At 38.8% G+C, this 19,039-nt stretch carries 11 protein-coding genes; 4 read left to right on the forward strand and 7 right to left on the reverse strand.

All coding sequences use genetic code 11. The annotated features are described in order from the left end of the window. The first annotated feature begins 55 nt into the window (after positions 1-55). From ACOQO1_RS16165 to ACOQO1_RS16175, 3 genes are all read left to right on the forward strand, one after another. Entirely contained in the window at positions 56-868 is an 813-nt protein-coding gene (locus ACOQO1_RS16165; protein ID WP_420603921.1) for a LytR/AlgR family response regulator transcription factor, read from the forward strand. Positions 869-971: 103 nt separating this feature from the next. After that, positions 972-1,610, forward strand: coding sequence for an intradiol ring-cleavage dioxygenase (locus ACOQO1_RS16170; RefSeq protein ID WP_420603922.1), 639 nt, complete (start codon positions 972-974; stop codon positions 1,608-1,610). A gap of 4 nt (positions 1,611-1,614) precedes the next feature. Then, positions 1,615-2,070: a DoxX family protein gene (locus ACOQO1_RS16175; RefSeq protein ID WP_420603923.1), complete on the forward strand. Its 456-nt coding sequence runs from the start codon at positions 1,615-1,617 to the stop codon at positions 2,068-2,070. 231 nt (positions 2,071-2,301) lie between these two features. Here ACOQO1_RS16175 and ACOQO1_RS16180 read toward each other — a convergent pair whose 3' ends face one another. The 6 genes from ACOQO1_RS16180 to ACOQO1_RS16205 are packed head-to-tail and all read right to left on the reverse strand — an operon-like array spanning position 2,302 to position 15,208. Continuing rightward, positions 2,302-3,162, reverse strand: a complete 861-nt coding sequence (locus tag ACOQO1_RS16180) for a hypothetical protein (RefSeq protein WP_420603924.1) — start codon at positions 3,160-3,162, stop codon at positions 2,302-2,304. Next, complete coding sequence (locus ACOQO1_RS16185) at positions 3,155-4,054, reverse strand: GyrI-like domain-containing protein (protein WP_420603925.1); 900 nt, start codon at positions 4,052-4,054, stop codon at positions 3,155-3,157. Before ACOQO1_RS16185 ends, ACOQO1_RS16180 begins: the two co-directional genes overlap by 8 nt. 16 nt (positions 4,055-4,070) lie before the next feature. Then, entirely contained in the window at positions 4,071-5,402 is a 1,332-nt protein-coding gene (locus tag ACOQO1_RS16190; RefSeq protein WP_420603926.1) for a vanadium-dependent haloperoxidase, read from the reverse strand. Positions 5,403-5,413: 11 nt separating this feature from the next. Next, a complete protein-coding gene (locus ACOQO1_RS16195; protein WP_420603927.1) occupies positions 5,414-8,656 on the reverse strand; it encodes a VCBS repeat-containing protein in 3,243 nt (1,080 codons plus the stop codon). Further along, positions 8,649-11,993: a VCBS repeat-containing protein gene (locus ACOQO1_RS16200; RefSeq protein WP_420603928.1), complete on the reverse strand. Its 3,345-nt coding sequence runs from the start codon at positions 11,991-11,993 to the stop codon at positions 8,649-8,651. The genes ACOQO1_RS16195 and ACOQO1_RS16200 overlap by 8 nt, the downstream gene beginning before the upstream one ends. Continuing rightward, positions 11,990-15,208, reverse strand: coding sequence for a VCBS repeat-containing protein (locus tag ACOQO1_RS16205; RefSeq protein WP_420603929.1), 3,219 nt, complete (start codon positions 15,206-15,208; stop codon positions 11,990-11,992). The genes ACOQO1_RS16200 and ACOQO1_RS16205 overlap by 4 nt, the downstream gene beginning before the upstream one ends. Positions 15,209-15,472: 264 nt before the next feature. Between ACOQO1_RS16205 and ACOQO1_RS16210 the strand changes: the two genes are divergently transcribed. Further along, positions 15,473-17,125, forward strand: coding sequence for a solute:sodium symporter family transporter (locus tag ACOQO1_RS16210; protein ID WP_420603930.1), 1,653 nt, complete (start codon positions 15,473-15,475; stop codon positions 17,123-17,125). A gap of 291 nt (positions 17,126-17,416) precedes the next feature. Here the strand turns inward: ACOQO1_RS16210 and ACOQO1_RS16215 are convergent, their stop codons facing one another. Next, complete coding sequence (locus tag ACOQO1_RS16215; protein WP_420603931.1) at positions 17,417-19,036, reverse strand: RagB/SusD family nutrient uptake outer membrane protein; 1,620 nt, start codon at positions 19,034-19,036, stop codon at positions 17,417-17,419. Between the last annotated feature and the right edge of the window lie 3 nt (positions 19,037-19,039).

Raw genomic sequence — 19,039 nt, forward strand, 5'->3', positions numbered from 1 at the left:
GCGATATAGCTCATTAAAACGAACCATATCTTAGACGTTGGTAGTAATTTAAGAAATGACAACACAAAAACTTAGCAAAGCAAATAACAAACTCTTAAATGCAAATTTTAGAGTAATAATTTTGTTTGGCATCATTATTTATGGATTAGCAATCTTGCAGGATTATCTTTTTTCAAGATTTAAATCAACTGGTTTTTATTGGTCGGATACAATGCTGTATAATATTTATTGGCTCTTGTTTATTCCGTTTATAAAATTTGCTAATTATGTTTACAGTAAGATTCAGCCAAAAACACTATTAAATAAATTTCTTTATGCTTTGCTCTTTGGAATTGTCTTTAGTGTACTACATATATTTCTTTTTACTTCGATTTTCATTTTATTAAGCAATGCTATCTATCCTATACCTCATAGATTTTTAACAATACTTAAAAATGTTATTTCAAATCAGTCACAAATAACAATCATTACATATCTATTTCTTCCTTTTATCATTGAATACCTAAACAGAAAAAAACAACAGAAAAAAGACATTTCAATTCAAAAATTTATAACCGTAAAAAATGGACCCCGAAGAATAAAAATAGATGCTTCTACAGTTCTGTTTGTTCAAACGGACAGACCGTACACAGCAGTATTTTCTATTAACCAAAAATTACTACACGATGAGAGTTTAAAAAAACTTGAAGAACTATTAGACCCTAAAGTTTTTATTAGAATTCACCGTTCAGTAATTATAAATAAAAATCATATAACCGAAATAAAATCTCGGAAAAATGGTGATTATGATGGTATTTTAACCAACGGACAGTCTGTTCGATTTAGTAGACATTACCGTCAAAATTGGAATGTACTGCTCAACCACTAAGCATTAAAACCACTCCTTTTAGCCTATTTACAGGAAGTTATATTTTCAGAGTATTATGTTTTTTTGATTTTTGAAGTGATTAAAATTCAAAATAATGATAAGTATGAAAAACACAACAATGTTATGTATTGTAGCTTTATTTCTTTCTTTAAATGCTTGTTCGCAATCGACTAAAAAGCAAAAACCAGATTTAAAAACAACAGTTACAAATCAAGAAAAACCAAGTTGGGGCGGTACTTTTGAAGCTCCAGAAAATGTGTCTTGGAGAACCATTATTCCACCAAAAGGCGAACCAGGAGAAAAACTTATTATTTCTGGAACGGTTTATTTACCTGATGGTAAAACTCCCGCAAAAGATGTTATTGTTTACGTGTACCATACAAATAACAGGGGAATTTATCCAAAAAAAGGAAATGAAAATGGACACGGCAAATATCACGGTTATTTGCGTGGTTGGATGAAAACGGATGCTAATGGCAAGTATGAATTTGAAACTATACGTCCCGCACCATATGAAACTCACGATGGAGAACCTGCACATATCCATTATACTATTGAACATCCTGATTATCCTGAATATTGGCTAACTGGCTTGTGGTTTTCGGATGACCCAAGAGTAGCATCTTATTTAGATAAAATAGAAAGAGACGGCGGACTTTCCAATATTACGACACTAACCAAAGATGATAACAACATTTTGAGAGGTTCAAGAAATGTAATACTTCAAAAATTTGCAAACTAGAAATATGGAAGCAATAAGGCTATTAAAAAAATCGGTTGTGACCACCTCTTCAAAAAGTGTAAGTTTCAGTTTATTTGTATTGAGAATTGGTGTTTCGATTTCAATGATTTATCTGCACGGATATCCAAGACTTATAAATTTTAGCAAAATCAGTTCAGAATTTGCAGACCCTTTAGGGTTGGGGGCTGAAACAAGTTTAGCTCTGGTTATATTTGCCGAATTCTTTTGTTCTTTATTTTTAATTCTTGGATTGTTTACAAGGTGGAGTTGTATTCCACTAATCATTACAATGATTATTGCTACTTGGATAATTAATGGGGGAAAAGGATTTATTGTTCAAGAAAAAAGTTTTGTTTATTTGATTACCTACATAAGCTTATTAATTAGTGGAGGAGGTCACTTTTCCTTAGATTTTAAACTATTCGGAAGAAAAATAAAAACTACTACCAACACCATATAAAATTAATTGCTAGTTCTGGTCTACTTACGAAAGTCCTTGCAGATTTTCTTAGCGTGATTCATTTGCTAACTTTAGTGCTTAAACACACAACTAATCTTATACAAACACGATAAGTGCAATCCAAAAAGCACCTACTTCTTTCACCATCATAAAAACTTCTTTTTCCAAATAGCATACTGCCCCTACTGCACTGAGGAAGACCGAAGTGTCAAAGGAGCTGTCTAGATCAATCTATTCGATTTTGTAAGAATATAGATTCCGCCCTTTGGTCTGAGATTGTTCGTCAGCAATAAGCAAAGTGGAATCATTAAGAAAACAAATAGATTCCATTTGGGTCTCATGTTTGAGGTAGATACGGTCAATTTTACTGGTGGCCAGATTGTCAAGTTCAAAATCCCGGATCACATACAGATAACCATACCCCAAAAGGGCAAGGGTTTTTCCATCCGTAGAGATATCGGCACCGGTAACGGAGCAATGGTTCTGCTCGTTGCATAAATTTAAAGTGCCAATAAGTTGGGCCTTATACGTCCCCTTTTTGTCAGGAACGCGATACACCAAAGTCTTTCCCAAATAAGGTCGTGAACGGTCTTTGGTAAAGATGTACAGCTGATTGTCCCAATGAAAAAAGGCTTCGGCATCAAACAAGAGGTCTTTTTTGGATGGAGGGAATGCTTTTTGCAGCGGGTAGTGAAATTCTATTTTCTCCGCAGGAATGTTGCTGCCTTTTTCCTTTTCGGGGTTAGGCAGTTTGTAGATGATCAGATTTTTCCGGTCGTTGTCATTATTGCCAAAATCCCCTATATAAAGATTTCCTTGGTCATCTTCGGCCAAATCCTCCCAATCGGTGTTTTTTGCATTTTTCACCTTGAATTCTTTAACCAATTTTCCTTCAAGGTTTATGGCGTAAATGATGTCTTTATTTCCATTATCTTCTATAACCCATGCCCTTGACTGGTTAAAGGTGGCAATGCCGGAAACTTCGCTAAGTTTAGAGGGCAATTTTCCCAAATGGGTCAAATCGCCATAATATGGCTTTTGTGCACAGCCCTGTAAGAATACCAGAAGCAAGAAAACGGGGAGCTTATTCATTGGTTTCTTTTATGGGCAAATAAATATCCGCCTTCCACTGCAGTTCGTTACCTCCCATGTTGGGATTATTGTAAAAAACTTCCACTGGTTTTTTTTCAATTTCAATACCATTTAACTCTGCGTGGTTAAGCAGCGCATACCAAGCCCTGTCTGAAGTAATATAGTTGCCGTTGTACTCGGCTTTTAATGCCTTTTTGCCAAAAATACGTTTGTATGTAATGTCCGGGTGCTTTGGCAGGTTTTCAGAGCGGATAATTGGATAGCAAAAATTATAGGATAAGCTATCGGTTTTTATATCCCAATCCACCACTTCCACAAAGGGAGGTCCATTGAGTTCCACTTTGTTTTCAAACAGGATGGAATTCAAAAAGGAATAATTCCGCATCATTCCCTTGGCCTTTTCAATTTGGGAAGTTTTCACAGGAATGCAAGCACAAGCTGTTGAAAAAAGGTCTTCTTCGCCAACCAAGGTCACTTTAAAATCTTTCAGATGATCATTGAGGAAATCATTAAAAGCAAGCAAGGTTTTTCTGGATTTTTTTTCAAAATCCGTATCGGAAAAGGGTATTTGGATTTTGTTTGTCAAACTATTCTCAGCATCTTTAATATTCACCTTCACCTGACTTAAGGAATCGTTGATTGGGGACACGTTCCAGTGGTACTCGTGAACGGAATCGTTAAAAGCCAGTTGCTGTATAAAATTGTTTAAACTCTGTTGTTCAATGGATTTAAAATCACCCATTGAGGTATTCCATGCCTTTACTGCTTGGTTTATGGTTCCGGGAGTGGTTTTAACCTTAAAGTTAACTTGGTAATCTTGTGGTTTTATAAAAAGATACCAAGACAAAGCAATGATGATAATTGCGACAATGGATATTAGAACTTTTTTCATTCCCGAGCTTAAGAATTTAGTTGGATGCGGTCATATCCAGTTTGTCAACAACAAATTTGCCCAAATCCCGCCCTTGTTTAACACCTATTTCCACCGCTGCACGATAGTGTATTCCGCCATACATTCTGCTGATTGCGGCTTCATCGGCAGCTTCTTTGAATGATTTGAATGACCTAATCGGCAGCCCATAGGGTATTTCGGTATCATCATCAAACGCAAAATTATCTCCATAAATGGAAGTTAGGGCAGTGGCCGCAGCGCCAGAAACAACACTGTGTCCACTTGTGTATTCAGGGAACGGCGGAGTTTGTAAAACGGGTTCCCAGCTATCATCAATGTGTTCGTTGATCAGGGTTTCTGGGCGAATCAAACTGCTTCGGTATTTCTCGTCCCAGCAGCTTATGAATGCATCTGCAATTGCAATGGAGGTTTTGGTATAGGTGTATACGGTTTTTGCTACATCGGCATTGGTTTTAAGACTCGCAATTTTTGCAATCCCAATCCAATGGGCACCCGGAGTGATTTTTTTTGTGGCAAACATTAAATGCCCCCTAGTAACCGAAACGTACGGGTTGCAATCCCAAAATTGAGCAATGGCCACTTCTTCAGATTCATCTCCTTTGGCCGTAATTTCATTGCTGATATCATAGACTTCTTTTACTTCTTTATAGAAATCCGAATCTTCTTCCATGGAAAAAGGAGGAGGGGGTAAAGGCTTAAATTGACCTGCAGAATCGATAACAAAAGGACGAATTTTGTTCCAATGGGGCTCAATACCATCCATGTAAGATGGAGGGGTAGGCTGCCAACGTGATGGATCATCCGAGTTAACTGAGAATTTAGGCATTGTACGCGTTTGCTTGTAGTTGTCCTTGTCCATCCAAGCAGCAATATGTTCAGATACTTTTAGGCCATAAGTTTTGGATGCATTAAAAACAGCATCATTTTTTTCGGCCCAAATAGTGTAGAGGCTATCGCGGTAAGCTTCAATTCTCTCTTCAGAGAAAATTAGCTTTTTGCTCATATCAATATGTGCAATCAAGGCAGCCAATTCAAAGTTTATTTTCTCGCTTTTTTCAGGTTCTGGAATACTTTCCAAATTGCGCAACTGACCTGCCAATGATTTATAGGAATCGTCATTTTTGGCCAAGATTTCATAAGCCGCCACGTTTGGGTAGGCATAAATTCTACTGGCAACCGGAGGTGAAAAGATATCATGGATCATGACTTCGGTAACCTTGTCTACCGAGTAATGGAAATCTTCAGGGGTTATGGTAATGGATTCTTCCTTTTTTTGGCAGGAAGCGAAAATTAACAGTAATAATACTATGCCTAATCGTTCTTTCATGATCTCACTGTTTAGTTATTGAGTTTGTATACCTGCAAGCTATCATTATTAAAGACCGCAAGCAAATAGTTTTGTTTGTTGAGTGTTATTGTTTTTAGATGTCTCAAGGACTTTTTAGTAAAATCCAGTCCTAATAGATTTCCTAAAATTATATCATTTTCGTTTTTCAGCAATGCTCCTGGGAAGGAATCAAAACGGCCATGATAAGGTTTTACTCCAAAGTAATTGCCCCCTACCAGTGCTTCTTTGGTTCCATCTCCATCAAAATCATCCACCAAAAAAGTCATTATGGGAGAAACCTGTAGTTCATTTTTAAAGGGAATAAAAACAAATTCTCCATTGTTATTTTTCAAATACCCGGAACTTAGAGTGTTTACTTTGAGCACTATGGATTTGTCCAATTTTTCCTTTCCAAAGATTTCCTCCACTGTTTTTCCGGCGAATGATTTATAACTGTTGAATTCTTTTCTCAGGAAAACCATTTGGGAAGCTAACCCATCCAATGACTCTAAGGGATAATAAGAACCATTTTTTTCCATTGCAGTTACAGTCTCTGTTTGTCCGTTTTCATCAAAATCATTGAGGAAAAGCTTCATTGGGAATTTTTTGGAAGCTTTAAATTTTGAGTTTGTGCCCCAATTTCCAAGAAGATAGTCGGTGTCGCCGTCGGCATCAATATCGAAGGCCTCAATACGTTGCCATAACCCTTTTAGATCTAAGTTCAGGGTTTCTGAGAAAGTTCCATTTTCGTTCTTGAAAAACTTAGGGGACATCCATTCCCCCACGAGAATCAAATCTGTTGTGCCGTCATTGTCAAAGTCGGTCCAAAGCGCATCGGTGACCATTCCTTGTGATTGTTTATTAAATCCATCCAACACCTTGAAAATTCCATTCTCATTCTTCAAAATGTAGGAATTGGCCGGAGAGCCAAATTTGGAAGTAATGGTATGTCCACCAACAAAGACATCCATATCACCATCGTTATCAAAATCGTTGGGTTTGACCACAGAAGCATTTTGAAAATACTCTGGAAGATTTATAGCCTCATAAGCTGCATCTTCTTGAATGTAGCAACGCTCCAAAAGTGCGTTGGACTGTCCAAAAAAATCACCCCCGCCCGAGGTTACAAACAAATCGTTTTTTTGGTCGTTGTTAAAATCTGCTATAACGGCCGCGACATCTTCTTTGATGGAATCTTTTTTGATGCCTGGAAAATGATGGTCAATAAAAACAGAATCTTGTTGTAGAAATGTTTTTGAGGGAATGAATTTTGACCCGCCTATAAAAATATCATCCCTTCCGTCATTATTTAGGTCTCCCACGGCCAATGCAGGACCTCTATCGGATATTTGATAGGGGATTAATTTTTCCCGGTTAAAATCGGTGTAATTGTCCTCCGTATGGGCAAAATCAATGCCCAAATTATCTGGTATTGGGATGAACAAGGGTTCAGCTTTTTTGTTGAGTGTTTGGTAATCAAAAGATTTGGTGCCCTTTGGTTGAATTGTCAAGGTCTGATTCAGGGTGACATCTTTTAGCACTTGAAAAGTCCTGTTAGGCCAAATTACCTTTAAAGAATCCACATTCTGGACATTTTTTGGATACCCAAAGTGTATGATGGGCTCTGAAGAGGCCTGAAACCCACGGGAAGGAAACAACTCTTTAAATTGTAATTCTCCTTTATGGTAGGCATATACTTTGGTGCCGATTCCAAGCTTGTTTTCTGATGAAAAATTGAACTTTACCTTTAGGTAATTCCCATTATTGGCCGCTTTGTTTATGTAAAGTGATGCAGGTTGGTTCAGGTTATTGGTCACTAAATCAAGGTCGCCATCACCATCCAGATCACCCATTGCCGTAGCTCCGGAAACCAAAGTGTCGTTGCTTGTCCATTGCCCCGACATATTCTCAAAAACTAGATTCTTGCTGCCTTTAAAAATATAGTTGTGCACATTACCCGAGGGCATCAGTTGTAGGGCTTCTTGGTCCACCAACTTGGTATTGTCAATTTTTTTCTTGATTTGATCACTGGACACAAATTTTATAAAATCCAGGTCATTGGGTCGCTTGGGAATACCGTTGGATATGAAAATATCTTGTACCCCATCCAAATCATAATCTCCAAAAAGAGCGCTCCAACTCCAGTCGGTGGCAGCAACGCCGCTCATTAAGGCGGTTTCCATGAAATTCCCATCGGGATGGTTTACATAGAGCATGTTCCGTGTGAACTGATAATGGTATCCAAACCTATTTATTCTAAGCTTTTGCGTTTGGATATTGTCATCTCCTTCGGAGGATTTTAGGGCAATTTCGTCTTCAGGAAGCATATCCAATGAAATCATATCGGGTCTTCCATCATTGTTTATATCTGCCACATCATTTCCCATGGAGAACCTGCTGGTATGCCCAAAATACTCTTTCAGACTTTCAGTGAATGTGCCATCACCATTGTTTAAATAATAATAATCATCTTCATGAAAATCATTGCCCACATAAATATCCGGGAACCCATCCAAATTAAAATCGGATATGGCCAATCCTAGACCATAAGCATTTATGCCGCCGTAAATTCCAGCTTCCTCACTAACATCCACAAATTTGCCCTGATCATTTCTGAGCAATTTATCCCCGGTCTCATAATTACGCTCATAGCGTAAATCAAATCTACCATAGGAGTTTTGGGTGTGTACGGCATGGTTTAACAGATAAAGGTCCAAATCCCCATCCAAATCATAATCAAAAAAAGCGGCATTGGAACTGTAGGTGTCAAAGTCAAGGCCGTATTTAGCAGCACTTTCGGTAAATGTGTTATCACCATTATTAATGAAGAGCTCGTTGAATCCGTTGAATCCGTTTAGACCCACAACTGCACAAACATAGATATCCAACAGTCCATCCCCATTCACATCGGCCATGGATGTGCCAGCGTTCCAGCTACTGTTGCCCTCTATACCAGCAGCGGCTGAAATGTCTTCAAATTTAAGATTGCCTTTATTTAAATAAAGTTTGTTCTTTACTTGATTCCCCGAAAAGAAAATGTCAGGTAATCCATCATTATTAATGTCTCCTATTGATACCCCTCCGCCATTATAGAAGTACAAATAATCCAGGATATTGAGGTCGTTGGACGGCGTGATGTCATTGCTAAACACTACCCCGGTGGTTTTAGGGTCTGGGTTTCTAAAAAGACCGCCCTCCTTTTTGCAGGATGCCAAAAGCACAATGATGAGAAATAGTATCGATAGCCTACTCATTAATGGCAAATATCTTTGGTTTGTTGTTGTTAATGGCCGCAATTATGAAGGTGTTTCCGTTTTTGTCCTTGAACTGTTCCAGGTATTTTACTTCGTCCTTTATTTTAAAACCGCTGGCGTCATAGTTTTGCCATTCAAAGCCGAGTTTGCCATCTCCAAGTAAAAGATTACCGTAACTGGCATCCAATCTGGAGAATTGTGGTTTGTATTCGTAATTGTTCCCGGCCATGATCAGATCAAGGTTGCCATCATTGTTTACATCGGTGCAGGTAATGTCACAAACACAGGACAATTGCACTCTTGGAGGAAGTTTTTGAATGGTAAACTTACCACCTCCTTTATTTATGGCAATCACAGATGCTGAGGTCTCTACCTGTTTTACAATGGAATTATCCAGGATTTCTTTAGAGAACAACTCATGAATAGTTCTTTTGGCATAATCCGAGGCCTTAAGATTCTCCTTTTTTAGGGAAACAAGTTGTTCTGTCAATTCCTTTTTCTGATGTATGGGATAGTCACCACCGTTGGAATGTAATGTCACAATTTGCTCAATGGTGCCATTATCATCAAAATCGTTGATCCACATTTTCATGGGTTGATCTTCCATTGGTCTATAATGAAGATTCAACCCCTGGTTTCCCAATATCAAATCTTGGTCGCCATCATTATCCAGATCGGCAGTTTCAAGGGTGTTCCACCAACCATAAAGACTATCCAGGGAAGATGTGTACTTCATTAGCCTTCTTCCTGTATTTTTGTAAATTTTAGGGGTGTCCCATTCGGCGGTAACGATCAAATCTTTCTTTCCGTCTCCATCAATATCTACCCATTTGGAATCGGTGACCATACCAGCATTTTTAAGGTCGTAACCCAGTCGTTCGGAGGCGTCCACAAAAACACCCTCACCTTTGTTTTCAAGGAGCAAATGGTCTGGTGATACCCCATAAACTCCAACCACGCTTCGTGACCCGATAAATACGTCGATATCTCCATCACCGTCAAAATCATTGGGTGAAATAGTGGAAATGTTCTTAAATGTTGAGGGTAGTTCTTTTTCGGATTTGGAAAAATTACCGTTTCCATCATTTAAATATAGCCGTGGTCTGTAGCTGTTTTGTTTGTTCACATTGTTTCCGCCCGAGCCTACCAATAGGTCCAAGTCATTGTCACCGTCAGCATCAAAAAATGATGCCGCCACATCTTCATGTGTTCTATCATCTTCAAAAGCTTTTGAGGTTTTTTTGGCAACATTTCCATTTCCTTTGTGTATGTAAATTGTACCAGCTTGATCATCAGCTCCACCAACAAAGAAATCTTCGTGACCATCTCCGTTTACATCTGCAACAGCCAGAGAAGGACCTTCCTGAGACAGTTTTTTATAAATAAGGCCTTCAAAATCGAAATCATTATAATGATTTTCGGTATGTGACGCGAGCGGCCCTGAATCCAATTCATTCAAAAAGGATTTTTGAGATTCCTTTTTTGGAACTGTATAGACTCCGGTAGACTCTTCATGTTTTAATGTGATCAACTGATTGGCAGTTACATTTTCCAACTTTTGGGTCCGGTCATCGGGCCAAACAATACGGATTGAATCCATTTTATCCGATTTCCCCATTCCAATGGTCATCCCGTAATCCATGGAAGACTGAAAGCCACGGGAAGGAATGAGTTCCTGGTTGATAATGTTTCCGTCAAAATAAAACTGCACCAAAGTTCCTACAGCAAATGGATTTTCTTTGGGTCCTTTAAATTTAAGTTGGATGTAATTGTTGTCGAGTTGGTTGTCGGAGTTGTTCTCATAAACAAATGTTTCCGTATTTACATTGTTGATCACCAAATCCAAATCCCCATCATTGTCCAGGTCACCGTAAGCTGCACCATTAGATCTGGTGGGTAAATCAAACCCCCATTCCTTGTTGGCATTTTTAAAGGTGATATCGCCATTGTTTTTATAGGCAAAATTTGGCTGAGGTTTTATGGGCATTTTATTGATGATGGAATCAATGGATTCCTTTTTTCCGGTTAGGGCCATTTTTTGGATGATTTCATTGGCAAAAAAGTCAACAAAATCCAAATCGGTTAGGTCGTGGTTAATCCCGTTGGTCACAAAAATATCCTTTAGGCCGTCGTTGTCCATATCGAACATAAGGCCTGCCCAACTCCAATCGGTGGCATCTATACCACTGTAATAGGCCACCTCTGAAAAAGTGCCATTTCCATTGTTGAGTTGAAGGGTGTTCTGGATGTATTGCTGATAAAAATCCTTACTCTGTTTGAGCTCAAAAATGTTATAACCTTCAAACTCCATAACGGATTTAACCCGTTCTTCAGGTTCTGGAAGCATATCCGTGATAAAAATATCATTGTGCCCATCGTTGTTGACATCTGCGATGTCTATTCCCATGGCGGAGAGGCTTAAATGAGAGGTCCAATCCTTGATTTCTTCAGTGAACGTGCCATCTTTTTGGTTGATATAGAGGTAATCCCGTTCATAAAAATCATTTGAAACATAGATGTCAGGGTACAAATCTTTATTGAGATCCGTTATCATGACACCAAGCCCAAAACCAATCAAACTACCATAGATACCGGCCTCTTCACTAACATCTACGAACTTACCATTATCGTTTCTGAGGAGCATATCGCCCACACCACGGAAAATATGAGGCACTTTTTCCCAATCTTGAGCCCGCACTTCTCTTTGTTCTGCATAGCCAAGACTGCTTACAGGAATATTACTATTGTTGAGAATGTAAGCGTCCAAATCTCCATCTTTGTCATAGTCAAAAAAGGAAGCATGGGTGGTAAACCCTGTTTTTGCCAGGTTGTATTCATTTGCTTTTTCCGTGAAAGTGAGGTCCCCATTATTGATATAAAGATCATTGTCGTGGTTATTGCCTTCCAAATTACCGGCATTGCTCACATAAATATCCAAAAGCCCGTCTTGGTTAACATCGACCATCAAAACACCAGTGGACCAAGGTTTGTTGCCCATTATTCCGGCACTTTCAGAAATATCTTCAAACTTTAGATTGCCCTTGTTCAGATAAAGACGATTGGGAACCATATTTCCAGTAAGATAAATGTCTGAAAGCCCATCGTTGTTGATGTCGCCTATTGCCACACCGCCTCCGTTGTAAAAATTTCTATACTTGAAAATGTTGAAATTCTTCTGGTTTTCTACCTTGTTCACAAAATCAACCCCAGTTTTTGTGGAAGGAAGCAAAGTGAACAGCGTTTCCGCTTTTTTCTCTTCGGTGTTGTTCGATTCTTTGTTTGTGCAGGCAATAATCTGCATTAAAAGAACGGACATAATTAGATATCTCAATTTCATTTGGTGTTGTGTTTTTTGACTAAAAAGACAGGAGAATCATTATTTAGCGTTATGATGAATTCCTCTCTCCCGTTTATTATTATTTTCTCAATCTTTCTGGCAGCTCCTGAAACTTTTAAGTTCTGTTTCCAGGTTAAGTTGCCATTTCCATCATTTTGCAATAAAAGTCCATGCGATGCGTCTAATCTACCAAGTTGTGTGCTTATCTCAAAATTATTTCCAACGAATAATGCGTCTTTATATCCATCTCCATCGATATCGTTAATATAAATGTTATTAACTGTTGAAGATTGGACCATTAGCGGTAAGTTTTTTGGTGAAAAATGGCCATTTCCATCATTTTCAAAATAGGAGGTGCCGAGCTGATAAATTTGTTTTTTGCTGGCTTTATCCAACTTTTCTTTTCCAAAAATGTCTTCCAAGGATGCTTTCGCAAAATCCTTATAAAAAAGAAACTTTTTATTGAGTACGGGCATCTGTTTTGCCAACTCGTCTTTTGATGCAAAAGCGGTTTCCTTATCTCCATGGAAATGGGTGACCAGCGTTTCCACAGATCCATTTTCATCAAAATCGGTTTTGTAGAGTGTTATGGGTTTTTCAAGAGAAGCTTTGAACTTGGTGTTTAACCCCCAATTTCCTGCTAGAATGTCCAAATCTCCGTCATTGTCCATATCTGCTGTCTCGACACTGTTCCACCAACCATGGGTTTTTTCCAAACCATTTTCACGTTGTTTTACAAGCTTGTTCCCATTATTCAAAAAGATGGTTATTGGGCCCCAATGGCCTACAACAATGAGATCTGGATATCCGTTGTTGTCCAAATCTTGCCAAACAATGTCTTTTATGTTTCCAATAGTTTCAAATTCTGGAGCATAAGTGGACGTGGTTTCTGTAAAGTTGCCTTTCCCATCATTGGAGAAAAGATACTGTTTGGGCGTTTCCCCAAATTTGCCAGGCACCAAATCAGATGTGATACAAATATCCTGGTCTCCATCATTGTCAATATCAACGGCAGCTACTTTAGATGCATTCACTTCAATAGTTCCAAATTGGATTGCATCTTTAGTAAACTGACCCTTTTTATTGAGATAAAGTCTTGGTGTTAAGGGTTTGCCTTCGATGAATTCATTGCCGCCACTCACCACGATTAGGTCAAGGTTCCCATCATTGTCGGCATCAAAAAAAGTATGGTCAATATCCTCGTTGATTTTATCAAGTTCGAATAATTCTGACTGACTTTCTTGAAAATCGCCTAGCTCATTTTGTAAAAAGAGCACTGAAGCCTGTTTTTTTGCTCCACTTATGAACAAATCTTCCAAACCGTCATTGTTCACGTCCGCAACAGAAACCGATGGGCCTTCATTGGAACTGGAAAATGGAACCAAGGGGTCGCGGTCAAAATCCAGTGACTGTTGCTCCTGATGAACAAAACCCAATTTCTTTGTAGAGATGGAGAAAAAGGATTCATTGCCTCCGTCTTGCTTTGTATAATAATTTCCAGCTGCATTTGTAAAAGAAACGCTCAACGTTTTATTCAGGGTAATGTTTTTTAGGGTTTGGTATTTTCCACCGGGCCAAATAACTTGGATAGAATCAATGATGCTGTCATTTCCAATTCCAAAGTGCAGGGTGTGATTCTTGGCAGAAAGATATCCGCGTGAAACAAAATTTTCTTGCGCGATTATATTGGAGCCTTGATATAAAATAACCTTAGCCCCAATGCCAAATTTATTGTTGGCCCCACCACTAAATTTTACTTCAAGGTGATTGCTTGCAACGAGAGTATTTTCCAATATAAAGGCTTCTTCATCCACATTGTTCACTATCACGTCCAAATCTCCATCATTGTCCAAATCAGCATAAGTACATCCGTTGCTATAAGATTCAATTTTTTTAGACCATACTCCCGACATATTTGAAAAAGTGATGTCCCCATTGTTCTTGAAAAAATAATTTGGCACTTTCTTACTGGGCAGATGGTCAATAAATGCCATATCGTCTTTGGACAATCCAGTGTTTATGGTTTTCTGGATATGGTCGTTGGAGATATAGTTTATAAAATCCATATCATTGGTAGCTCCTTTAATGCCATTGGATACAAAAACATCTTTAAAGCCGTCGTTGTCAAAGTCTGCAAGCAGTGTTCCCCAAGACCACTCGGTGGCATTTAGTCCGCTTAAATGAGCAATCTCGCTAAAATGTTCTCCGTCTAAATTGAGGTGCAATGTATTTTGCATGTACTGTGGCGCATATCCATTTTTTAGATACTGTTGATAAATGGGAAACCCATATTCCAAACCTGATGTTTTGTAGGTTTCCAAATCTTCGGGAAGCATATCCAAGGAAACAATATCGGTATATCCATCATTATTGATGTCCGCCAAATCATTGCCCATTGAAAAGTGGGAGGTGTGTCCCAATTTTGTTTCGTTTTCTGATATAACTTCTTTAAACGTGCCATCTTTTTGGTTGATATAGAGGTAATCGTTTTCGAAGAAATCGTTTCCAACGTAGATATCTGGGTATCCATTATTGTTCAGGTCACTTATTCCCAGACCAAGTCCATAGCCAATGTTTCCTTGAAAAATGCCAGCTTCTTTGGATACATCCTTAAATTTTCCGTTGTCATTTCTGTAAAGAATGTCGCCTGATAGTGAATCGATTGACTTTCTTTTGGCTCCCTTGCCATAAGATCGGTTTACGTTTACCGAATGGTTGAGCAGGTACATGTCAAGGTCTCCGTCCAGATCATAATCAAAAAAAGATGCTTGGGTTGAAAATCCTGAAAAATCCAAATTGTACTTGGACGCCTCTTCTTTAAAAGAGGGAACACCTTTTTCATTTATCCCTTGATTGACATAAAGAAGGTTTTTGCCTTGGACTCCCCTGTAGTTGCCAACTTTACAGATATAAATGTCCAAAAGCCCATCACTATTGATGTCAACATGGGTCACGCCTGTTGTCCATCCACGGGTATTGTCAATTTCTGCCATCTCGGTAATATCCTCAAATTTTAATTGGCCTTTATTTAAATAGAGTTTATCCGCACCTTGGTTTGATGTAAAATAAAGATCTGTCAAGCCATCATTATTAAAGTCTCCCGAAGCAACACCTGCGCCATTATAATAATAGAGGTAATTAAGAATATTCAGCTCTGGGGATTCTATCAACTCATTTTTAAAAGTGACCCCCGTATAAGCCGATGATCGGTTCAAAAAAAGGGTTTTTGAATCATTTTTTTTACAGCCCAATACCAGTAAAAAAGAACCAATAAAAATCCAGTATAACCCCCTCATTTATAATGACAAAATAAGATGTTAATATAGCCAATCCTATAAGAATTAGAAACGTAACAATAGTTAATATTTTGTGGAATTTAAACGAAAACGTTTGAGATTTTCGGATTCTTGGTAGGGAGTTCTTGTTTTGATAAATAATCCAATATATTTATGGACAACAAACCAAACGGAACAATCAATATGTTAGGAATATTATCTTTTTTGGGCTTTACACTGCTGGTAGGAATTATTTCTTATTTGGCAACCAGATCTACAGATGAAAAGTCATCTGACGGATATTTTTTGGGAGGAAGAAGTTTAACTGCCGGTGTCATAGCAGGTTCTCTATTGCTTACCAACTTATCTACAGAGCAAATTGTTGGATTAAATGGGAGTGCCTATAAAGATGGCCTATCCGTAATGGCTTGGGAAACACTTGCCGCGATTGCCATGATTGTTGCTGCGGTGTTTCTATTACCAAGATATTTAAAAGGTGGATTGACTACGGTACCACAGTTTTTGGCCAATCGTTTTGACGTTACCACCAAAACAATCACCTCCGGACTGTTTTTGACCGGTTATGTGGTGGTATTGTTACCAGTGATTCTTTACTCAGGGTCGGTAGCCATAAGCGGAATGTTCAATGTGCCCGAACTGTTGAACGTGTCAGATTCCACAGCTTTGGTCATCTGCATTTGGGGTATTGGCATCATAGGTTCTATTTATGCGGTGTTTGGAGGTTTAAAGGCGGTAGCCGTATCAGATAGTATCAATGCGATAGGATTGATTATTGGCGGGATATTGATTCCCGTATTTGGTTTGATGGCAATAGGGGATGGTAGTGTATTTACGGGATTGGATACTTTGGTTTCTTCCAATCCAGAAAGATTTGATTCTACTGGAAATCATGGACAAGAAGTGCCATTTTCCACAATTTTTACAGGGATGATGTTGGTGCAATTATTTTACTGGGGCACTAACCAACAAATAATACAGAGGGCTTTGGGCGCCAAGAATCTTGCTGAAGGTCAAAAAGGATTATTATTGGCCTCATTTTTGAAAATTTTAGGGCCACTAATTTTGGTATTGCCTGGAATGATTGCATATCACTATTTTGATGGAAATTTGGAGTCAAGCGATTTGGCATATCCTGCCTTGGTTGGCGCGGTGCTGCCCAAATACCTGGTGGGATTTTTTGCAGCTGTTTTGTTCGGGGCCATTTTGAGTTCCTTCAACAGTGTTTTGAACAGCTCCGTAACGCTTTTTGGGATTGATATTTACAAGCAGCATATCAATAAAGAAGCTCCTGAAGGTACGGTGGTGAAATATGGTAAAATTTTTGGGGTCTGTTTGGCCCTGGCGGCAATGTTCATTGCTCCGTTGATAGCTAATGCGGGAAGCTTATTTAATTATTTGCAGGAAATAAACGGTATTTATAGTATTCCAATCCTAACTATTATTGTGGTAGGATATTTAACCAAAAGAGTTCCTGCAATTGCTGCTAAGATTGGTATTCTTTCAGGTTCTTTGATGTACATTTTGAGTCAATTTATCTTAAAGGGTCATTTTGTGGATAAGGCTTTGGAAAAAGCAGAAGCTTCTGGAGTGACCGATGAAGCTGCATTGCGATTGGTAGAGGCTGATGCATATCCTCATTATTTGCATGTAATGGCCATGCTGTTTTTATTGAATGCCGGGATTATGTTGTTGATTGGAAAATTCTATCCAAGAAAAGAAGATTTTGTTCAGCAATATACCCAGCAAGTTGAAATTACTCCATTTAAATATGTAAAACAGTTTGGTGCGATTATTTGCCTTATCGTAATCGGGATCTATATCTACTTTGCTAAATAAAAACCTCTAGTAAGTCGGAGTTAGTTATTTAACCACCCCTTTTTGGATAGGAATCATTACATATAATTCTCTGGTAGTAGAGGATTGATTACTGATTGTGCAAATACAATTAGAGTTAAATACCGCTCTGTGTAGATTTTTTTTTTGCATTGAAAAGCTATGATTGACTGGATCAATTTTTCTTAGACAAGCTTTACTGGTTGAAATACTTTTTTTGACCGTACCTAGCAATAAAAAAGGCTGCCTATTGGCAGCCTTCTCAAATAATCAAATAAACTTAAAACTGGATTCTTAATAACCAGGATTCTGTACCAAGTTCGGGTTAGAAAGCAGGGCGTTATTTGGAATTGGATATAACTCTTTGGTAGCATCACCTACAGCACCTGGATCCTTAAATTCCCAATCCCTAGTGAATTGTCCAAATCGAATCATGTCCACTCTTCTCACGAACTCGACATACAATTCTCTTCCTCTTTCATCCAAAAGATTTTGTTCAGTAACAGAACCTAAGGGAGTTGCACCTCTTAAAGTACGCAAATCATTTACCATGGCAGTTGCGTCTCCGCCACTGCGCATCATAGCTTCAGCCTTCATAAGGTGGGCATCGGCATAACGGAAAATAATCTCATGGCCATTAAAAGCTCCGTAACGGGCAGCATATTTTTGCACACGGATACCAGTACGTTCGTTGTTACCAACCAAACCAGGGAAGTCTTTTGTAAATGCCAAATCGTTACCTGGTCTATCCTTGATTTTAGTTCCATTAGTATTGTACTGCTGACCAATCAAAAATCCAAGTCCAACATTGGAACCATCTTCAAATCCATCACTGTTGTCATCCTGAGTTCCCTCTGCATCGGTAAAAGGAATACCACCGCTAGGCACAAAACCTCTACGTTCTTCCTGACCGTCCAACACTGTACCATCGGCTTCACCACGGTTATTGCTCGGATCTCCCTCAAACAGGTCATAGAATTCAGCAAGTGTGCTAAATCCGTTCCAGCCACCACCACTGAGTTCAGTAGAATTATAATGTAACCCATTAAAAATACGGTTACCTACGGAAGTAGGTAAGTACCAAATGGTTTCAGTATCTGCAGTATCCCGGAAAATATCAAAATATCCGTCTTGTAATGCATACCCTTCAGCAGCTATTTCATCAACCAACGAAATAACTCTGGCCATATCTGACGCATCGGCTGATCCAGATCCGTTATAGATGTGCTTGTTCAAAAGAACGCGGGCCAAAAGGAAACGAGCGGCTGCCTTACTTCCTTTGGCATTGTCTTCACTACTTGGTGCTGCCGCAGAAGGAAGGCCGCTTATGGCAGCTTCCAGGTCAGTAACGATAAAATCCAAAGCTTCTGTTCTGGTCAAAACATTTGGGTTTATTTCTGGACCTTCATCCACTTGTCTAAAAGGAACCTGTCCGTAAAGATCCATGATAACCCACATGCTCAAAGCTCTAATAAATTGTGCTTGGGCTATGTCAGTTGCAGAAGACTGACTTCTAGAGTCGATAACTTCTGAAGCTCTAAACGCATTTTGGTTAAATTGGTTCCAAGTATTCAATACATACTGATGGGAGGCATCCCAAGTATGTTGGTGCAAAGTTCTCCAGATACCGTTATCTCCCCAGTCCGTACCTCTGGTTGGCACCAATTGTTCATCTGTAGAAACTTCGTTCAGTGCAAAGAAATTGGCTTGATCACCAAAGTGACCATTAAGATCATTGTATAAACCTGTTACCTGACTAGCACTGGCTTCAGCACTAAGTCCAGCGAATCCTTCACCTGTTTCTTCTGGGAAGTTGGAGTCTGTTTCTTCAATCTCCAAATTGGTACAGGAAGCTACAAGTACCATGCTAAGCGCAATAGGTACAAATAATATAAATCGATTTCTTCTTTTCATCGT

It is taken from the genome of Flagellimonas sp. (genome assembly GCF_965222555.1).
In the GTDB taxonomy this organism is placed as follows: Bacteria; Bacteroidota; Bacteroidia; order Flavobacteriales; family Flavobacteriaceae; genus Flagellimonas.

What these genes read in the sequence shown, in the direction of transcription:
- ACOQO1_RS16165 (WP_420603921.1), top strand. Translation starts at nt 56, where the DNA reads ATGACAACACAAAAACTTAGCAAAGCAAATAACAAACTCTTAAATGCA.
- ACOQO1_RS16170 (WP_420603922.1), top strand. Translation starts at nt 972, where the DNA reads ATGAAAAACACAACAATGTTATGTATTGTAGCTTTATTTCTTTCTTTA.
- ACOQO1_RS16175 (WP_420603923.1), top strand. Translation starts at nt 1,615, where the DNA reads ATGGAAGCAATAAGGCTATTAAAAAAATCGGTTGTGACCACCTCTTCA.
- ACOQO1_RS16180 (WP_420603924.1), bottom strand. Translation starts at nt 3,162, where the DNA reads ATGAATAAGCTCCCCGTTTTCTTGCTTCTGGTATTCTTACAGGGCTGT.
- ACOQO1_RS16185 (WP_420603925.1), bottom strand. Translation starts at nt 4,054, where the DNA reads ATGAAAAAAGTTCTAATATCCATTGTCGCAATTATCATCATTGCTTTG.
- ACOQO1_RS16190 (WP_420603926.1), bottom strand. Translation starts at nt 5,402, where the DNA reads ATGAAAGAACGATTAGGCATAGTATTATTACTGTTAATTTTCGCTTCC.
- ACOQO1_RS16195 (WP_420603927.1), bottom strand. Translation starts at nt 8,656, where the DNA reads ATGAGTAGGCTATCGATACTATTTCTCATCATTGTGCTTTTGGCATCC.
- ACOQO1_RS16200 (WP_420603928.1), bottom strand. Translation starts at nt 11,993, where the DNA reads ATGAAATTGAGATATCTAATTATGTCCGTTCTTTTAATGCAGATTATT.
- ACOQO1_RS16210 (WP_420603930.1), top strand. Translation starts at nt 15,473, where the DNA reads ATGTTAGGAATATTATCTTTTTTGGGCTTTACACTGCTGGTAGGAATT.
- ACOQO1_RS16215 (WP_420603931.1), bottom strand. Translation starts at nt 19,036, where the DNA reads ATGAAAAGAAGAAATCGATTTATATTATTTGTACCTATTGCGCTTAGC.